19 protein-coding genes are annotated in these 17,738 nt (G+C 59.7%); 8 read left to right on the plus strand and 11 right to left on the minus strand.

Annotated features, from left to right (window positions below; translation table 11 throughout):
• Positions 1-15: 15 nt before the first annotated feature.
• From hemF to ACM42_RS03740, 3 genes are all read left to right on the plus strand, one after another.
• Positions 16-903, plus strand: a complete 888-nt coding sequence (hemF, locus tag ACM42_RS03730; RefSeq protein WP_271526654.1) for an oxygen-dependent coproporphyrinogen oxidase — start codon at positions 16-18, stop codon at positions 901-903.
• A complete protein-coding gene (locus ACM42_RS03735; RefSeq protein ID WP_271526655.1) occupies positions 900-1,652 on the plus strand; it encodes an HAD family hydrolase in 753 nt (250 codons plus the stop codon). The genes hemF and ACM42_RS03735 overlap by 4 nt, the downstream gene beginning before the upstream one ends.
• Positions 1,653-1,969: 317 nt before the next feature.
• Positions 1,970-2,176: a YodC family protein gene (locus ACM42_RS03740; protein ID WP_271526656.1), complete on the plus strand. Its 207-nt coding sequence runs from the start codon at positions 1,970-1,972 to the stop codon at positions 2,174-2,176.
• Between the two features lie 160 nt (positions 2,177-2,336).
• On the opposite strand, the gene ACM42_RS03745 is transcribed toward ACM42_RS03740, so the two are convergent.
• The gene (locus ACM42_RS03745; protein WP_271526657.1) at positions 2,337-2,870 is read right to left on the minus strand and encodes a hypothetical protein; all 534 of its coding nucleotides are present in this window, start codon (positions 2,868-2,870) and stop codon (positions 2,337-2,339) included.
• Positions 2,871-3,679: 809 nt separating this feature from the next.
• Positions 3,680-4,342 (minus strand): helix-turn-helix domain-containing protein, encoded by a 663-nt coding sequence (locus ACM42_RS03750; RefSeq protein WP_442868889.1) that lies wholly within the window; start codon positions 4,340-4,342, stop codon positions 3,680-3,682.
• 948 nt (positions 4,343-5,290) lie between these two features.
• Between ACM42_RS03750 and ACM42_RS03755 the strand changes: the two genes are divergently transcribed.
• Entirely contained in the window at positions 5,291-6,274 is a 984-nt protein-coding gene (locus tag ACM42_RS03755; protein WP_271526658.1) for an AraC family transcriptional regulator, read from the plus strand.
• 177 nt (positions 6,275-6,451) lie between these two features.
• Here ACM42_RS03755 and ACM42_RS03760 read toward each other — a convergent pair whose 3' ends face one another.
• The 7 genes from ACM42_RS03760 to ACM42_RS03790 form a co-directional block, all read right to left on the minus strand.
• Positions 6,452-7,960, minus strand: coding sequence for a tetratricopeptide repeat protein (locus ACM42_RS03760; protein ID WP_271526659.1), 1,509 nt, complete (start codon positions 7,958-7,960; stop codon positions 6,452-6,454).
• Between the two features lie 289 nt (positions 7,961-8,249).
• Entirely contained in the window at positions 8,250-9,221 is a 972-nt protein-coding gene (locus ACM42_RS03765; RefSeq protein WP_271526660.1) for an ABC transporter substrate-binding protein, read from the minus strand.
• Positions 9,222-9,489: 268 nt separating this feature from the next.
• Entirely contained in the window at positions 9,490-10,194 is a 705-nt protein-coding gene (locus ACM42_RS03770) for a hypothetical protein (protein ID WP_271526661.1), read from the minus strand.
• 491 nt (positions 10,195-10,685) lie between these two features.
• Positions 10,686-10,928 (minus strand): hypothetical protein, encoded by a 243-nt coding sequence (locus tag ACM42_RS03775; protein WP_271526662.1) that lies wholly within the window; start codon positions 10,926-10,928, stop codon positions 10,686-10,688.
• A 511-nt stretch (positions 10,929-11,439) separates the two neighbouring features.
• Positions 11,440-11,649 (minus strand): hypothetical protein, encoded by a 210-nt coding sequence (locus tag ACM42_RS03780; protein WP_271526663.1) that lies wholly within the window; start codon positions 11,647-11,649, stop codon positions 11,440-11,442.
• 57 nt (positions 11,650-11,706) lie between these two features.
• On the minus strand, positions 11,707-11,979 hold the full coding sequence (locus ACM42_RS03785) for a hypothetical protein (RefSeq protein WP_271526664.1): 273 nt from the start codon (positions 11,977-11,979) through the stop codon (positions 11,707-11,709).
• Positions 11,980-12,596: 617 nt separating this feature from the next.
• On the minus strand, positions 12,597-13,259 hold the full coding sequence (locus tag ACM42_RS03790) for a phytochelatin synthase family protein (RefSeq protein ID WP_271526665.1): 663 nt from the start codon (positions 13,257-13,259) through the stop codon (positions 12,597-12,599).
• Positions 13,260-13,502: 243 nt separating this feature from the next.
• On the opposite strand from ACM42_RS03790, the gene ACM42_RS03795 reads away from it, so the two are divergent.
• From ACM42_RS03795 to ACM42_RS03810, 4 genes are all read left to right on the plus strand, one after another.
• The gene (locus ACM42_RS03795) at positions 13,503-13,718 is read left to right on the plus strand and encodes a dodecin family protein (RefSeq protein WP_271526666.1); all 216 of its coding nucleotides are present in this window, start codon (positions 13,503-13,505) and stop codon (positions 13,716-13,718) included.
• A 162-nt stretch (positions 13,719-13,880) separates the two neighbouring features.
• Positions 13,881-14,180: a hypothetical protein gene (locus ACM42_RS03800; RefSeq protein WP_271526667.1), complete on the plus strand. Its 300-nt coding sequence runs from the start codon at positions 13,881-13,883 to the stop codon at positions 14,178-14,180.
• Between the two features lie 267 nt (positions 14,181-14,447).
• Entirely contained in the window at positions 14,448-14,633 is a 186-nt protein-coding gene (locus ACM42_RS03805; RefSeq protein ID WP_271526668.1) for a hypothetical protein, read from the plus strand.
• Positions 14,634-14,672: 39 nt separating this feature from the next.
• Positions 14,673-14,999 (plus strand): GcrA family cell cycle regulator, encoded by a 327-nt coding sequence (locus ACM42_RS03810; RefSeq protein ID WP_271526669.1) that lies wholly within the window; start codon positions 14,673-14,675, stop codon positions 14,997-14,999.
• 149 nt (positions 15,000-15,148) lie between these two features.
• Here the strand turns inward: ACM42_RS03810 and ACM42_RS03815 are convergent, their stop codons facing one another.
• Together ACM42_RS03815 and ACM42_RS03820 are read right to left on the minus strand one after the other, a co-directional pair.
• The gene (locus tag ACM42_RS03815; RefSeq protein ID WP_271526670.1) at positions 15,149-16,561 is read right to left on the minus strand and encodes a hypothetical protein; all 1,413 of its coding nucleotides are present in this window, start codon (positions 16,559-16,561) and stop codon (positions 15,149-15,151) included.
• A gap of 341 nt (positions 16,562-16,902) precedes the next feature.
• Positions 16,903-17,673: a sulfite exporter TauE/SafE family protein gene (locus tag ACM42_RS03820; protein ID WP_271526671.1), complete on the minus strand. Its 771-nt coding sequence runs from the start codon at positions 17,671-17,673 to the stop codon at positions 16,903-16,905.
• Between the last annotated feature and the right edge of the window lie 65 nt (positions 17,674-17,738).

Here is a 17,738-nt window from a genome sequence, read left to right on the forward strand (position 1 = left end):
CGACCGGGAATGCAGATGGACGCCTCAACGATGGACGACCGCAAGGCCCGCGCCCGCGCCTGGTTCGAGCGATTGCGCGACGACATCTGCGAAAGCTTCGAGCGGCTCGAGGATGACGCACCGCAAAGCCTCTATCCCGGCGAAGCCGGCCGCTTCAAGCGCACGCCCTGGGAGCGCACCGATCATACCGGCGCGGCCGGCGGTGGCGGGGTGATGTCGATGATGCATGGCCGCCTGTTCGAGAAGGTCGGGGTGCACTGCTCGACCGTGCACGGCGAGTTCGCGCCCGAGTTTCGCGCACAGATTCCGGGTGCCGCGGAAGACCCGAAGTTCTGGGCCTCCGGCATCTCGCTGATCGCGCATCTGCGCAATCCGAACGTGCCCGCCGTGCACATGAACACCCGCTTCGTCGTCACCACCAAGGCCTGGTTCGGTGGCGGCGCCGACCTCACGCCGGTGCTGGAGCGAAGGCGGACGCAGGAGGATGCCGACACGATCGCCTTCCATGCCGCGATGAAACAGGCCTGCGTGCAGCCGAATGGCGTCGCCGACTACGACAGGTACAAGAAGTGGTGCGATGAGTATTTCTACCTGCCGCACCGGAAAGAGGCGCGCGGCATCGGCGGCATCTTCTACGACTGGCACGACAGCGGCGACTGGGACGCCGACCTCGCCTTCACCCAGGACGTCGGCCGCGCCTTCCTGAAGATCTATCCTGAGATCGTGCGGCGCAATTTCGCGACGAGCTGGACCGCGGAGGATCGCGAGGAGCAACTGATCCGGCGCGGCCGCTATGTCGAGTTCAACCTGCTCTACGACCGGGGCACCATCTTCGGACTCAAGACCGGCGGCAATGTGGACTCCATCCTGTCGTCGCTGCCTCCGGAGGTGAAGTGGCCATGACGACGATGAAGCTTGCCGTGAGACCGCTGCCGCGCGCCATGCTGATCGACATGGACGACACCATCCTGTCGGCCTATGGCCGGCCGGAGATCGCCTGGAACACCATCGCGAACGAGTTTGCCGAGGAGCTTGCGCCGCTGCCGCCGGCCCAGGTCGCAACCGCGGTGCTGGCTTTCGCGCGAGACTTCTGGGCGAACGCGGAAGCAGCGTGGCGGATGAAGCTCGCTGAGGCGCGGCACCTGACGGTCAAGGGCGGCTTTGCCGCGCTTGCGGCGGCCGGCCATCGCGCCCTGCCCGACGATCTCGCCGTTCGCCTCGCCGACCGCTTCACCGCCTATCGCGAGGAGGAGATGTTCGTGTTTCCCGGTGCGCATGAGGCGATCGACCAGTTCAAGGCGCTCGGCATCAAGCTCGCGCTGGTCACCAACGGCGCCGCGGACATGCAGCGCGCCAAGGTCGAGCGCTTCGAGCTGGCGCACCGCTTCCACCACATCCAGATCGAAGGCGAGCACGGCTTTGGCAAGCCCGAGGAGCGCGCCTATCTGCACGCCATGCAGGCGCTCGGTGTCACCGCCGAGGAGACCTGGATGATCGGCGACAACCTGGAATGGGAGGTCGTGACGCCGCAGCGTCTCGGCATCTACTCGATCTGGATGGACGTGCATGGCGACGGCCTGCCCGAAGGCTCGACGGTCAAGCCCGACCGCATCATCCGCTCGCTCGGCGAGCTGCTACCTGACCAGGCGTAACCAGGCAAAACAAGAACTGCGAAAACAACCCCATGCACAGTAGCGGGCTGCTGCAAAATCAATGACTTACGGATTTAGCGAAATTCGCTTTGATCCGTCGGGCAAAACAGGGGCATGATGTCATCGTCGCGGGGCTTGTGATGGACAGGCTTCTGCGTGAGCCGCATCAGCAACCAGTGCCAGCCGACCACGAGCAGAGCGGGGCTGAGACCGTAGCGCGAGGCGGCCGCCGAATCTCCCGGAACGCGCACCCGGCGTGATCGGCATGTCATGACGGCCTGTTAGCCTCACGGCCGATCAACCCGAAAGGACAATCCATGGAATTGAAAGCCGGCGATGTGGTGATGCTGAAATCCGGCGGCCAGCCGCTGACCGTCGCGGAGGTGAAGGCGGACGAGGTGCTGTGCCTGTGGATGGGCATGGAAGGCGACCTGTTCCGCGAGACGCTGCCGCTGGCCGTGCTCGTGCAGGTGGAAGAAGATGAGGAAGAAGATGAGGAAGACGACGAAGACGAGGAGGAGTAGGCGCGCCTGACACTGCATGCTCGTTAGAACGGAGCGTCCCGCTGCGACGCTCCCGATGTCCGCTTCTCTGCCAACAGCAGTGCGGCGGACGACATCGCTGGATGTCGCAGGAGGGCCAAGAGCCGTCGTGATACGCTATCGTCTCCTCACCGCTTTAAGCCTAGAACCTTAGGTTCGTATTGGTCATGTTGGCGCGTAGGTTTTTGAGCAATTGGGCAGCTTGTTCTCGGTTCTCCAGCCGCAACTTGGCACCAGAGAACTCGTTGAACATCTTAGAATGGCCAGCAAACGAGGATGGTGTCAGCCGAGTCCAGTAAGCCTCTGCCCACTTCATCAGTTCGGTGGCGTCGTGACTTGTCGCTCCTCGCCGCAGACCGCGAGCTAGTAGCCCGGCACGGCAAAGACTCCACGGAAAATCTAACCAAATGAGAGCGGTTGCTTTGGGAAGGGCGACTTCAGCAAGCCACCCAAATGCACCTTCGATGATCCAGCGCGGCTGGTCTGAAATATCGAGAACCATCTTTCGCGCGACGTCCTCATTTCGCTTTAAGCCATAGCCGCCTTCTTCCCAGTGCAGCAGATCGAGATCGATCGCAGGAATATGGGCTAGATTGGCGATGGCTTCGGCCAACGTGCTCTTTCCGGACCCGCTGTTTCCAATAATCACCGTGCGTTCGGTCAGAGGTTCGAGCATTCTAATCACCGATGGTCGGTTCTTATCTCATTGCTCGATAACACTTCGGTTGCCCATTTTCGACATTGCATTGGCAAAACCGCAATAAGGTGCGAGGTCCGTTCCGGGCCAAAGGAGGCCTTGCCTGGCTCGCATCGCCCTGGTCGGGTCATCCACGGGAAGCGGACGCTGCGGCGCTTTGGGGCATGGTCCGCAATGGGCCAACAACGGACGTGACAACCTGGAGTTAGTCCCATTCCACGGGACCCCACGGCTCGGCGTCCGCCCAGGCCTTCGCCTCAGCGAGGGAGAGGTGTTCCCCTGAGTTAGTAAGCAGACAATAGTATAAGTATCCGTCCTTCGTTTCCGGTATCGGTCGGGTCTCGTCTAACGATGGCTCTTCGTCGGTATCGCGGTTAAATCTCGACGACGCGAGACGTGCTTCTTTTCTATAAACGGCAATGCGCCGCGGAACGTTACCGTCGTAATACCAGGTGCCTTCCGCGACCTTTTCATTCATAGCGACGCTCAGACGCTAAACACGAAGCTCTTATAACCGGCGACACCGAATGTCTGCAACGGGTCAAAAGCGTCGATTTGGCGCTCGGTTACCAGCTTCCCGTCTGCTCCTATGAACGGACATGCGGCTGTGCCGCGTCAACGGAAGCGATGGGCCAACAGCAGACCTAGCATCGGACGATCTATTGCTACTATTCACGAACGACAGGCGGTGCGCCGCGTCAATCGAGATATTTGCAAGGATTTCGATGGAGACTATCCGGCCCCGTCTGCGCCAAGGGCAGCCGCACCTCCGGCTGGGGCGGGTAAGTTCAAGGGCCTAGCTCTGCGAGTTCTTCGCGCCGAAGCAGTTGGATCCGTCTTTGTGTCGTCCCCTCGAAGCGAAGCAACTTTTGATCCCGAAGCCTGGACAGCGCGCGCGAGACAGTCTCCAACGTAAGGCCGAGATAATCTGCAATGTCGCGACGGCTCATGGGGAGGGTCATGAGCTGAGGGTGTCCCAGTCGCGCGTCCATCTCGACGAGGAACGTGGCAACCCGTTCTGGCGCCGTCTTTCGTCCCAGCAGGAGCAGGTGGTCTTCTGCGTGCTGGAGGTTCTGCGTGACCATGCTCAGAAGCCTCTTCGTGCCGCCGATCCGGATCTCAGTTGCCTCGATGATGCTGCCGCGTCTCATGATGCGAACGTTGGTTTCGATGATGGCTTCGGCCGTAAAGCGGTGACTGCTCCCATTCTCGAATCCGAACATGTCCCCCGGCAGATGAAACGCATTGATCTGGCGACGACCGTCTGCGAGCTGCTTGTGTGTCCGAACTGCTCCCGCGGTGATTTGATAGACATATTCGGCTTCTTCGCCCTCACCGAAGATCTCGGTCCCTTTGCGATATTTATACTCGCTGCAAAGCACCCGCTCACCAGTAAGAGCGGCGAGGTGTCCGTCGACGGGTCGTCGATACGTGTTGATATTCACCAGCACAGTCGCCTCGCTAAGTATTTAACGCAAGTTAAGTAGACGGAGAGCCACGCCGGTTTGATCAGGCGCAAATTCAGCCCGACCTACGTAGTTGCCCGACTTAAATGGTGGCTGTTCAGCGTCGCCATCGACAGCAAGCTGCGCGGCTGCGACGTCGTAGCCTTGAAAGTCGATGATCTTGCGCCGGGAGGATATGCGGTCGACCGCGCGACCTGCCCGTCATGTTACCAAATACTTCGCTGTCCTGATCAATTCGACCCGCTGTGAAGATTCGGGAAGCTTGGCCAGCTCAGCTGCAAGCAATTCGAGTATTTCGCTGCGCCTTTCCGGACGCCTTTCCCTGCTCAAGAATTCTCTAAAGTGTCTGACATTTTGAGTGGCCAGGGAGGCATCGCTTATCGCATGGCTCACGTCATTTCTCCTTTTTGGGGCACAAAGACGCTAAGCTAGTTCGCGCGACAGGCGAACAGCCATCCAAGTTCGAATCCTGCAAAGCGTACTCAGGTTTCGCAGCGCCAGGCGCTCATTGAGCTATTCCCTGCGAATCCGAGAAAGAAGTGGACCGCCGAAAATGCGACGGTCAGTTTTCGTTCGGTGCAGCTTGGGGAAAGCCAAGGGCGGCGGCCATAGCCCGCTGCCAACGGACGAAATGAAAATAGTATAGTTAGGTCATTGAAAGCTGTCCGGTTGAACTATCTCAGCAGCATCGGTGGCATTCCTAGTCCCCGCTGCGAACGCAGGCAGCGCCTTTGTAGAACTCGTCGCGATACGAAGTCGGATCTTGTGGTGAGTTTGAGCGCCGCCATCGATTGTGGCAGCATGTCTCACCTCTTGTGCTGGCACAACGATTTCTCATGGCCAAATTCTGCAAACATTACTCAATTCCGGCATCGAAGCATGTCTTGATCCAGATCAGTGCGAAATGCATTATTTTGCTTCAGTTTTTTAACAATGGATGAAATCGATTACCCGCTCAGCCGCTCTCCGGTCGTCCGGACGCGCGATCCGGAAGAGATGAGAGATGCGCTTCGTACGGTCTATGGGGCAACCGGATTTGCTGTCGCGGATTCAATCGATTTCGAAGGGGTGGCTAATTACCTTGTGTTGCCCCACATCGGGCTCGGTTTTTGCGGGTATGCTGCCGAAACGGTCGTCGAATTTCCCGAGGGCGATTTTGCAAGACTACAAGTCGGCCTTAAGGGCAAAGCGGGCGTCGTTTTGGGCGCCACGACGCTGGCCGTGGACGAGCACCACTCCGGCATTACCCCGCCAAGGCAGCCGGCTACCATCGTCTTCGGAGCCGGGTTTGAGCAGCTCGTCCTTCGTATAAAAACAAGTGCGCTGGAGAAGGCGTTGACAGCGCTTCTGGGAGTCCCACCTCGTGGGACGCTGTTGTTTCACCCCACCGCGCCGCTGAAGCAGCCTGCAGCTCATCTGTTGCGCCAGCTCACAATTTTCTTGGCTGACCAGCTGAATTCAACGGCAGCGCAGTTACCTACTCCGACGCTGATCGAACTCGAGCAAGCGCTAGTCATGACGTTCCTCTCGGCTCAGAGGCACAACTACACCGAATTATTGGAGAGCCCCGCCACCGAGCCAGCGCCTCTCATAGTCCGCTCGGCCGAAGAATACATTGAAGCAAATTGGGCACGTGCTGTTGTCATCGAGGAGTTGGCGTCACAAACGAACACCAGCATTCGTAGCCTTTATGCGGCTTTCAAGAGGTATCGCGGATATTCACCGATGCAATTTGCAAAGTCCATTCGGCTCCGACGAGCCAGGCAAATGCTCCTAGAAGGAAATCCGAGAACCTCCGTCTCTCAAATCGCCTTCAAATGTGGCTTCGCCAATTTAGGTCATTTCGCCAACGACTTCCGGAAAATGTTCGGAGAACTTCCCTCCGAGGTTTTCGCACGTGGACGGCGCTTGAAATAGAGCGGACGTCAATGACGGGGTGTCATCATTTATCTGATGGGCCACAAGCGGACCTGGGGCGTGCTTACCCCTACGAACCGACATCTGGCTAACAGACGCGGGTCAGAACGAGAAACGAGACCTTGTCGTCTTTATCCTTGTCACGAAGCAATGAAATGCAGCTATCTGGTTATCACCTCATTTCTCCCGAACGCCTGCCTTCCTCAGCCCATCGACGATGTCGTCGTACTCACTACGATACTGCGGATTGCTCGAACGGGCATAGCCTATTTGCTGGAACCAATTGACGGTAAAATCCGGCCGGATCGTATTCAATTCGGCTAGCATTTGCTGGGCCATTTCCAATTGTCCTGTGGCTCCATAAGCTGAAAGCAGATCCACATATGGCAACCAGTTTAGTTTGTTCAGATTTATCGCGCGCCTGCATTCCTCAACGGCTTCGTTGTATTGGTGCAAATGCGCGTGGGCATGACAGAGGAAGAAGTGCCAAACGCCAGCGGCCGGATCTTTGGGGCTTAGCCGCAAAGCGATCTGAATTGGGGAAAACGCTTCGCGCGCGCGTCCCGCAGCGATAAGTGCGATTCCTTTTGATGCGTACGCAACTGGCGAATTAGGGTCGATTTCCAAAGCTGCGTCGAATTCAGATAGCGCGTTATCGGGATTTCCGTAACTTAAAATGCTTCCCATGGCTACGCGCGCTTTTGCAGTCGCCGGGCGTTTTGCAAGAACTTGATCAATTAGTCTGGTCGCGGTCTTTTTGTCCTCGACCACGGATGTTGACCATCCGTTGAGCACGCCACTGGTTATGCACCACGCTTTCCCGAGCATTGCGTCAATGTTGTTTGGATCGAGGCGCAGCGCGCTGTCGAACAAATCGTTTGCCTCCGCGTTCGAAACCTGGCTCTGGGGCTGATAGACCTTCGCCCAGCCGCGCATGCTGAAATCCATGGCATCTGGATTCGTTGGCTGGTCCATCAGGCTCCGCCGGCTTTCGGCCTGGATGAGTTCAATGTTGAGAGAGCGGGCGAGCCGCGCCGTGACCTGCTCCTGCAAGGCAGCGAGATTTGTCCGATCGCCGTCAAAACGATCCGACCAAACGTCGCGACCGGTCGAAAGTTCGGCAAGCGACACATTCATCCGGACCCGATCTCCGGCCCGTTGCACAGCGCCCTGTACCGCCCATCGGATACCAAGGTCCTTGCCGAGCGTCTTGAGATCGGCCTGCTTATTCTTATAGGTGAAAGCCGTCCCGCGCCCGATCACGAATGTATCGGGCATTTGCGCGAGGTCGGTCGTCAGATCGGTCGTAATGCCGTCGGCGAAATAGTCCTGCTCTGCATCGTTGTTGAGGTTTGCGAATGGCAGGACAACGAGAGACAAACGGGGAGCAATGTCAGGCCGGGCCGTAGCCGCCTTCTGCGTTTTTTGGCTTTCCGGGAACACGTCTGTGCGGAACGTCTTCCAAACAGTCCAGTAGCCGACGAGGCCGCCCGCGACCGCACCGACGGCGGCAATCGAGGCGAGCGCGCCGCCGATCAACTGCAATCGTGCCCGTAAGCGAATCTTTAAATTGCGATCGGATGGCGGCTTCCCCGGTTGCTCCTTATCGGATGCCGCCTTGTCCGGCTGCTCATCATCGGATGGCGGTTTGCCCGGTGGGTCGTTGGAGACTTCCGAGTTTGTCACCGTTGCCTCCCTGCACGGGCCACACGCCCAGACTGCAGACACTAGCAGACTAGCGCGGCTTCAGATTAGTCAGGGCTTCTGGCGCATTTGCGCTTTTCTGAAGTTGTCGCCTCGACAGTCGTCGGTCCACGAAGTCCGAATGGATGTCAGGTTTGGGTTCAAATGCGGGCGTCGCGGCCATATCAGTCCTTGGTCCGTTAGCACGCCGCGAGCCGACTTCCGGGCGTGGCAACAGATGGGCAGCCAGGGGCCATGACGGGACTCCTGCACAGCGGCAGGAAAGGCGCCTCTACTCGATCACCTCATCAGCGCGGACGAGTAGCGAGGGCGGCACGGTGAGCCCGAGCGCCTTGGCGGTCTTCATGTTGATGACCAGCTCGAATTTCGTCGGTTGCTCAACCGGCAGGTCGGCAGGCTTGGTGCCCTTGAGTATCCTGTCGACGAAACTGCCTGCACGGCGGAACAGATCGGCTGTATCCGCGCCGTAGACGGACAATCCGCCATTGGCGTAGACTCGAAACAAGTAGTTTGCGGGCAGACGATATTGCGCCGCGAGCGCGATTATTCGCGGAGCCTCGACATAGGTGAGCGGATCACCGAAATCAATTATCGCATCGGCATTTTGGGCAGAGGCCGAAGCAAAGGCGCTGTCAAGTTCCTCGGCCGTGGCCGCTTCAACTGTCAGCAGTTCTATGCCGAGCCTCCGCGCCATGTTGCGTGTCTCTTCCATCAGGTAGAGCATTGGGTTCTTTGGATTGATCAAGATCGCGATTTTCGAGGCGCCGGGCACGAGCTCGCGAAGGATCTCGACACGCTTTCCGAAGAAATCTTCAGGCACGTTGGTGGCAATACCCGTTATGTTGCCACCCGGTCGCGATAGACTTTGCACGAGGCCGAGGCGGACGGGATCAGCCACAGCCACGAATACGATCGGAATGGTGGCGGTTGCCGATTTCAGGGCTAAGGCCGCTGGAGGTCCCGCAGCGACTAGTACATCGGGATTGAGAGCCAGCAGGTCGGCGACCGAAGCTGGCAATCGATCGGCAGGATGAGAGAAGCGGAATTCGATAATCAGGTTTCCATCCGTCCAGCCGTAGCGTCGGAGCCCATCAAGGAATACACGCTCGGCCGGATTAAGGGCCTGCCCGCTCCCATCACCTATAGCAAGAAAGCCGATGCGACGAGGCTTCCTCTGCGCCCACAGACGCCGGGGCAAAACGAGCAACACAGCAGTAGCCGCTATGAACTTCCGCCGCTTCATTCGATCCTCATCAGATGTTGAGGACGCCGGGCGCGAGAGTATCACGTCTTGATAGTGGTCGCACTCACTGCGGGCACAGGGTCCTGCGACCGGACTACCGCCGACAGCCGACGTGACGATGGGCGCCTCGTTGTTCAGCCAGGGATCAAAAGCCGACGTTCGTGGTTCGCTTTATCGAAGCGGCATCAAGAAGGTGAACTGTATCCTACTTCGCTGATGGGCCATTTGTCCGGACGTGAAGGCACATCGAACCTGCGCGCGGCTGCCCCTAATGCCGCTCTCGGCTTGCTGGCGCCACGACCCACTTGGTCAGCACATCCGTCCGCGCTTCGTAGTTCTCCGGCCGTGCGGGGAGTTTCAGCTTAGGGAACCGCCACAGATCCACCAACTGATCCATCAAATCTGCATACGCGACGGCCATCTGATCCACGCCTTCGGCGCCGGAAAGCGCGCGTGCCTGCATCCATGGTGATCGCTGGAATGCTTCAACGAAGTAGCTCTCCCAACTTGGCCCTCGCTTTCGATTGGTCTCCTTGAGGGCATGCAGAGGATTCGGCTCCTGGAAGTAGATCAGCCGAGGTTGAGCGACGGCCAGCCGTTCCTGCAGATTCGACCAAAACCGAAGTATCGTCGTTTGAGGCGCGTCCAGCTGAAAAAGCACCCGAACCGTGCTCTGGATGGGATGGCTCTCAAAGACGTACAGCACATCATGACCGGCGCCTTCCAGGAATGTTTCCAACCTTTCGAGCGCCGCAGCGGCAAACGAACCTATAGAGTGCATCTCGTGAATGTCTGCGAAGGCTGCTCCCATCCGGTCGGGCCTGCCCACGAGCAAGGGATGATCTGGAGCACTCTCGACGAAAACCTTGCTGTCGGAGACTGAATCGCCCAGTGCCGCTGCGGCCGTGCTCTTGCCGGAACCAGGCAGGCCATCAATAAACAAGATCTGCGGGTGTGGGATGGACGTCAGCATAGGGGTTGCTCGCGATCATACCATTCCAGAGCGGAGGCAGGCCTCCAAGAATCTTCTATTGCTCGATTGGGGCAGAACCGCAACCCGATGCCAGGAAGCCGGGACATTGGATTCTCCGCTTGCCGGCCGGACCGGATATGTCGGCCTCGGCCAGTCCAAGCCCACAAGGTGCCGTGTGGCTCTTGCCCGCGCAGTTGCGGGAATGCCCCGATCATCAGGCAGCCTCGGCAAGCAACTTCGCAACCGGGCAAGCGGCGAGATCCAAGACGGTTACGAACTTGGGCGCGCTGGCTGGTGCACAATGCCGCGGCAATGAACGACCGCCTTGTCAGCCTCCAGCAATTCGATGGCGCATCGGATCATCGTCAGGCTAAGCGCGTCCATTCCCGGCGATATCAATCGGCGGAACTGTTCAATCTCATTATCTATCTGGTCGCACTTGTTGCACATGTGCATCCCGCGGCGTGCAGGCGGGAGCAACGAGCTCTCAGTCACCGATAGCAGCCCAGGAATCCGAAAAGGTGATTGAGCTTAAAGCCGATCTCCCAGCGGCGTTCCTCGAAAGCCGCATGAAAACCGCTTTCGGCTTCCAGACGTCGCATCCGACGGCTTGCCACCGCGCACAAAAACGCCGCCCGCTTGAAATAAAGCGCAGGCGGCGTCCTTCCAGCCCCGGGAGGGTGAGAGTAAAATCCCGACAAGAGTTGGTCGCCGCGTTGCGTGCCGAGGTTCATCACATCGTGCTATGGCGCGGCCTAAAACGCGATGCAATCAGGATGAAGCGACATCGCGCTCCAGGTTATCGTTCGAGCATGATCCTTTTCGGAAAACCGATGCATACTTTTCCGGATCATGCTGCAAATCTCAACCTGGTGGCTGCAATCCCGGCGAGGTCAGCCACTTGTTGACCTCTCCGGCAGCATCGATCTGCCGGGCTTTTCGCAAAAGCTCTGTGCGGCGGATCCCGAGGGGCATCCCCTTGGCCTGCTGACGAAGGTTGAGTGCCTCTTGCGCCAGACGGTATTCGAATGTCGATGATGGTTCCGGGGATCGGCGAGCCGACATGTTTGATGCTCCGCTGCGGGGTGGAGCGGGAGCGCAACTCGCGTTCACACCACCGGTAGATGCTGCGGGCCGCTCGGCGGTAGCGAGACAATGCTCCCTTATCTGCTGGACAGCGAGCGCTTTGTTTCGCGTCCGCGCAGGAACCATCTGCAGGCTGCCCTGGCTTTGCCGCCGATTGGATCAATCCTCGTCGCTTGAAGTCTCGTTTGAACGATCGACCCGGACCTCTCTAAATTCCGTCGGCCCATCAAGCAGGTGCTGCTTTCTCGTCGATTGGTCCTTCGAGCTCGCGAAACTGTCGGCCCTGTCGTCCAGTGCCGCACCGGCCAGATGAACAGCACGCTTTCGTTGGCGGAGCGCGCGGCTCCCCTTCGCATCTTCATTCGTCATACAGCTGGTCTCTGAATTGGAGCGCGACGTTCAGGAGCGCGTCGCGGTCGGTGCCGCTCAGCAATCGCGGCAAATATTCTTCAGCTTCGCGGCGGTTCGGGCATCTTCAGCAAGAAACGGATCCGTGTAGCCGGACGATAAATCGATGCTGGTTTTGGCGGGCCGCCCTGTTTTTGGAGGAAAAGCCGCATCGTAACAGGAGAGGCGCGCGTTGGCGCTTTCGATCGCACGGCAGTTCGGCTCCGCGGCAAAAGCTCCGGGCGTGGATGTGCCCAGCGCCGACGCCAGCAAAAGCGCCGCGATCCATGTGCCTGGTCGAGCCATCTTCATGCTGAACACTCCATCGCTATTTGGTTCCGCTCGCCCAAATCGGACGCTCGCCGGTCCAGGCCGGCAGAGCATCCCATTCGGACCAGCGCATCCTGCGCTCCTCGCCTCCGACCCTGACGAAAACAAAGGGAGCATCGTCCCGACCTGTTTTCGAACCCACGAAAATCGCCGGAACGCCGTAGGCATCCCTGATCACTGCTGTATTTGCCATTCCCGCCTCCTGTCTCGGCTCACGCCCTGGCTCAAGTCTCTGCTTAAGAGCGGCTCCCGTTGAACGGACCTGCCGCTCATAGAACGGCCACGATCGCGATCAGCAACACGAGGACGATCGGCACCAATAGCGGTGGCACCAGCCACTCACGAATATCGAATTTGACCGGATTGGACATCTGACCGCCTTCTTCGGGTGGAGGCGGGAGCGCAAGCTCTCAGTCACCGATAACAGCCACGTAGCGTGCGGTGATGCCAGCTGTGTAGCACCCCCCTCGCCAACTAGCGAGGCCAATCTTGGCCGATGGTCGATTGCGATAGGGGGTTGCTTCGTAACGAGTGACGTTGCGCCCACTGCAACAGGCAATGCTTTGCATTGGGGCCAACAGGCGACATGCAGTGGAACATTACTCGATGAACAGCAGCCCCCGCTTCTTGTCGCCATCGAACGTATTCAAGGCGTCGAACAGCCGCTTCCGTTCGACCAGCCAAGGCTGAAAGTCGGAGTTGACATCGAGCACGAAAACGAGGTCCTCGGCTTCGAAATAACCTCCAATTGGCGAATGATGTCCGCTACCGGCACCGAAAATTCGAGCGCGATCGAAATTCACGATGTAGCGTCGGCCCGGATCGTTGGAGCGACGAAGATGCTCCAGAAACTGGCTCTCGCTGAGATCGCGCAAGACAGTGACCTTCCGGCTCGTGTTGGTCTGGGCGACTGCGGCCAGCTCATCGAGCGAGAGACCCATGATGCATATGCCTGTCCAGCAGCTCCATGTACCGGCCAACACCTCGCCCTCCGTCCTTGCCGCCTCGCCAAGCGACCGGTAGGCATTCGCGACAGCTGCAGGTCCGCAGCGAGAGCCATTTGACTGCCAGTCGACGTGTCTTTGGAATGTGGCTGCCACGGGCAGGCGCCACGCCCGCTCCATAAGCTCCGGAGTTCGTATGACGGATGACGCTACGGCGTCTGACGGCACGTGGGATTGACCAACCACCAGGGCCCCGGCACAAACCAGGACCACGGCGATAACCATGCTGCCGATACCGACGTAGCGCCATCGCTTCATGGGTCGAACCTTGGCGGCAATGACGACACCATAGCCTGAAGCTAACCGGCGGGTGGCGATTCCATGCGGGCATCCGTTGGGGGCTGCAACGAACGCATCCCCGACGGAGGGCCGCCCGGTTCTTCTGTGGGTCATACAGGAAAATGACAGCCAATCGGACCCTTTTCCGCGTCATCTCGCGGGACGTATCAGCGTCGAGATACCGATGCTAGATTTCCTGCTCCTACCCAATAGGAGGACGACATGCCCGATAGCGTCTACAAGGTCATCGAACTGGTCGGTACCAGCACCGACTCATGGGAGAAGGCGGCCGCCAATGCGGTCGAACAAGCTGCAAAATCTCTCCGAGATCTTCGAGTTGCAGAGGTCGTAAAGCTCGATATGCAACTGGATGACAAGGGGAAGATCGAGGCCTATCGCGCCAAGCTCAACGTATCGTTCAAGTTCGAGGGCTCCTGAGCCTCGGCACCTCGCCCCCACTTGCGGGGCGAGGATGGCTCATTGGAAAAGGCGCGTTGCGCGGCGTCCAACCGGACGATGTCGCCCGTACCGAAAGTTGCCCTAGTCCGGCTGGGACCGATATGCTTTGATGCGACGGGGCGTGTGGCGCGTGGTGGCCCCATGTACATGGTCATTCGCAAGTACACCAAGGTTCGTTCGGTAGCGGACGCTGCTCGTCGCGCCAAGAGCGGCGTCGGTGAGATCCTGAAGCAATCGCAGGGATTCAGATCCTACCATGTGATGGACGCGGGCGACGGTGTCGGTATCGCCGTGATGATATTTGATGACCGCGAAAGCGCCAGCGCAGCGAACGCCAAGATACTTGCGTTTGTTCAGGCGAGTCTACACGACCTCGATCTTGGGGTTCCAGAAGTCACCACCGGCGAGGTCTTGGTGGACATAGAGCCTAAAGCACGATGAGATTGGGATGAATCGGCATCGCGCTTCAGGTTACTGTTTGAGCATGATCTTTTCGGAAAACCGCTTCACACTTGTCCGGATCATGCTCTAGTGGGGCTTCGGGTTTGAAGTAGCTCAAAACGTCACCGGTTGCGTGGCGGGTGCGGCCGTTGCTCGCGTAATCGACCTGATGTCATCCTCGCGCTTGCAACGATCGCGCCCCGAACATACGCGCGCCGCCCGTCGGGAATATTCGACGGCGCGTGCTTTTCGAGGAGCAGCAATGACATGAAGCAACACACCTCCGAAGCATTTTCCACCACAGCGAACGGCTGGACACCACTCATGCTCATGGGCATCGTGATGCCGCCCCGGGATCCCGATGAAGACGAGGAGGACGAGGAGGACGAAGACGCCGATGAGGAAGGTGATGCTGACGAACCGGCGGTCGTGCGCGAGCCCGACGAAGACTAGACTAGCCCGCGTCCGGCAGTCGGCGCTATAATATCTCTCATGAGCTGGGATGCAAAAGACATAGCGCTTCTCAAGAGGCTCTGGTTCGCAGGACAGAGCGCGGCGCAGATTGCGCGCCGTCTCGGGTGCAGTCGCAACGCGGTCTGCGGCATGCTGACCCGTCTTGGCCTGAAGCGCGGCCACATGTCGCCCACAGCACGGCCCAAGATAAGGCCGGCCCCGAAGCTGAGGCCGTCGTCGGCACCCTGCCCCCGTCCGGTCACACAGAAGGTGTCGTCGAGTACAGCGGGGAGGCAGCAGCCCAAGGAATTCAGCAGGCAGCAACTTTACGCCATTCTGGCTGAGGCGGTCAGAAACACTGGCTAAGCGACACACCACGACCGTCCTGGCGCCCCGTCAGTGTCTTGCCCCAGTTCCGACTGCGCGGCCTGACTTATCCCCCGCGGATAAGCCCGTCAGTTCCCGCGGTCGGGTGCACAGGCCAAAACTTGCCTTGCAAGCAATGCATCTCGTCTTCAGGCGAACAGGAAGTCGTTTGCTGTGAGCGAACCTGCGAAATTGTGCAGAGTCACTTGATCCGCTCCCGCGGTAACGAGGGTGTCAGTTCCAGATTGGGTGATGACAAGATCGTTGAATGAGTGCACGCCCGCCACATTACTGAACTTGATCTGATCATGTTGGCTTTGGCTGAAGTCTTCGATGGTGTTCTCCGTCCCGACTGTCGCCGGGCCATCGTCTTTGAACACGAACAGATCTCGGCCGCCATCAGCGTCGCCCAGCAATAATCCGTCACCCCACATCGCATTGCTGACTGTCCCGCCGGGGGCCGCGGTTCCGGCGAACAAGATATCGTCGCCGCCTTCGGCGCAGCCGGACATGGATTCCGCATCACCGAAGAGAATGTTGCTCGTCGAGCCAGTGCCGGAGCTGTTGCCGCCGACAAGAGTATCGTCGCCGCCCTCGGCGCGGCCGGACATGGATTTCGCGTCACCGAAAAGAATGTTGCTCGTCGAGCCAGGGCCGGAGCTGTCGCCGCCTGCGAAGGCGTCGTTGCCGCCCTGAGCATAGCCGGACATGTCGCCGCCCGCGTCACCGTAGAAAGTGGTGGAGCCAGTCAGGGAGCTGTTGCCACCCGTGAAGGTGTCATCGCCGCCCCGAGCGCGGCCCAACATGTCGCCGCCGGCATCTCCGTAGAACGTGTTGATAGAGTCGTTGCCTCCGCTGAAAATGTCGTTGCCGCCCCAAGCATGGCCGGTCATGTTGGCGCCCGCATCGCCATAGAAAGTGTGGGAGGAGAGGACGCCGCCGGTGAAGCTGTCGTTGCCACCCTGAGCATAGCCGGACATGCTGCCGCCCGCATCGCCGTAAAAGGTGTTGGAGGCCTTGCTAGAGCCCGTGAAGGCATCGCCGCCACCCTGAGCGTGGCCCGACATGTTGCCGCCCGCATCGCCATAGAAAATGTTGGATGAGGGAGCAGGTAAGTCGATGATGCCCGTGAAGATATCGTCGCCGCCCTGAGCATGGCCGGACATGTCGCCGCCCGCATCACCATAGAAAGTGTTGGTCGCGGGGCCAACTCCGCTGAAAATGTCGTTGCCGCCCTTGCTGTGATCGGACATATCGTCGCCCGCGTCGCCGTAAGCGGTGTTGCTCGGGGAAGCGAACGTGAAGGTATCGTCGCCGCCGCGAGCAAAATCGAACATGCCGCCGGCCGCGTCACCGTAGAAAGTGTAGTGGATGAGGTTGCCCCCCGCAAACGAGGGTCCCGTAAAGGTGTCGTTGCCGCCCCTCGAAAAATCGAACATGCTGCCGCCAGCATCCCCGATCAAGATCGTTTTAGTTGGGTCACCCTCGAGGACGTCATCGGTACCCCATTGATGATTGGTTAGATCACCAGGGGTAAACGGAACGCGCTTAAACTTGAACATGGCAAGTTCTCCGCATTACCACCTCGGAACGCGTATGATGCTCAAATCGGAGCGGGGTTATTGATGAAGGTCAACTCGCGGGGGCGCCACATCAGTTCAGCCGCCAGGCGAACACGGCCTGACTGATTGGAGTCAGGGGCTCCATCGCTCCCGTCATCGGAGGGGCTCGGGCTGGCTCCGCGGCGTTTGGGCTCTCAAAAGAGATGAGCCTCCCTGCGAGCGCGACCATGGCCGAAACGAAGTCGGCCCACGAGTTGGCGTGTGCTCTTCCGGCTTGTGCCCGGGGCCGACGTCCGTGAGCACGGTGGTCCGGACGCGAACGCCAATTGAACCGGCGTCATCTACGCGACGAGCTGTCTCGCCGCGGCCGAGATCATCACCAGCCCGCCCGTGATGACCGCAACGTCGAGGATCGCGGCGTGGATGTGCACCGGCATCCGTTCGACGACGGCCTTTGCGAGAAACGCGCCGGGGATTGCGATGCCGCCGATCAGAAGCGCGAAGGCGAGCACCTGCGCCGTCACGGCGCCGGCGAGGCCGAACACCGAGATCTTGATGAGGCCGGTGCCGAGCGAGATCATCGCATCGGTCGCGATCACGGCGGCGCCTTCGAGCCCAGTGGCCATCAAGAGCGACAGCAGGATCACGCCGGACCCCGAGGTGCCGCCGACCAGCACGCCGTAGCCGACGGAGCCGGCGGCAAGGCCGCTGTCGCCGATCCTGACCTGGCGCCGTCGCAGCACGCGGCGCAGCGGCACGCTCAGGATCAGCATGGTGCCGATCACGAGCGCCGCGCCCGCATTGGTCAGGCGCGTGTAGCCGTAGGCGCCGAGCGCCGTCGTCAGCGCCGCGCAGGCGAGCACGATCAGCGCGCGGCGGCGGTCGGCGTAGCGCAAGTAAGCGATGGCGCGGCTGAGATTGGTGAACATCGCGGAGATCGCGATGATCGGCACCACGGGCTCGGCGCCGACCAGCGGCACCAGCACCAGCGGCATCAGGGCGCCGGTGCCGTAGCCGGCGAGACCACCGATGATCGAAGCAAACAACGCCATCGTCGCGACCAGCAGGAGCTGCAGAAGCGAGATGTCGGCGAAGCCTGAGACGATGGTCAATGTTTCTGATCGCGGCTGATTCGTGCCGCAGCCTGATCTGCGATGGAAGCGGGCACGGCCTCGTC

Origin of the sequence: Bradyrhizobium sp. CCBAU 25338 (genome assembly GCF_028128965.1) — a bacterium.
Taxonomy (GTDB): Bacteria; Pseudomonadota; Alphaproteobacteria; order Rhizobiales; family Xanthobacteraceae; genus Bradyrhizobium; species Bradyrhizobium liaoningense.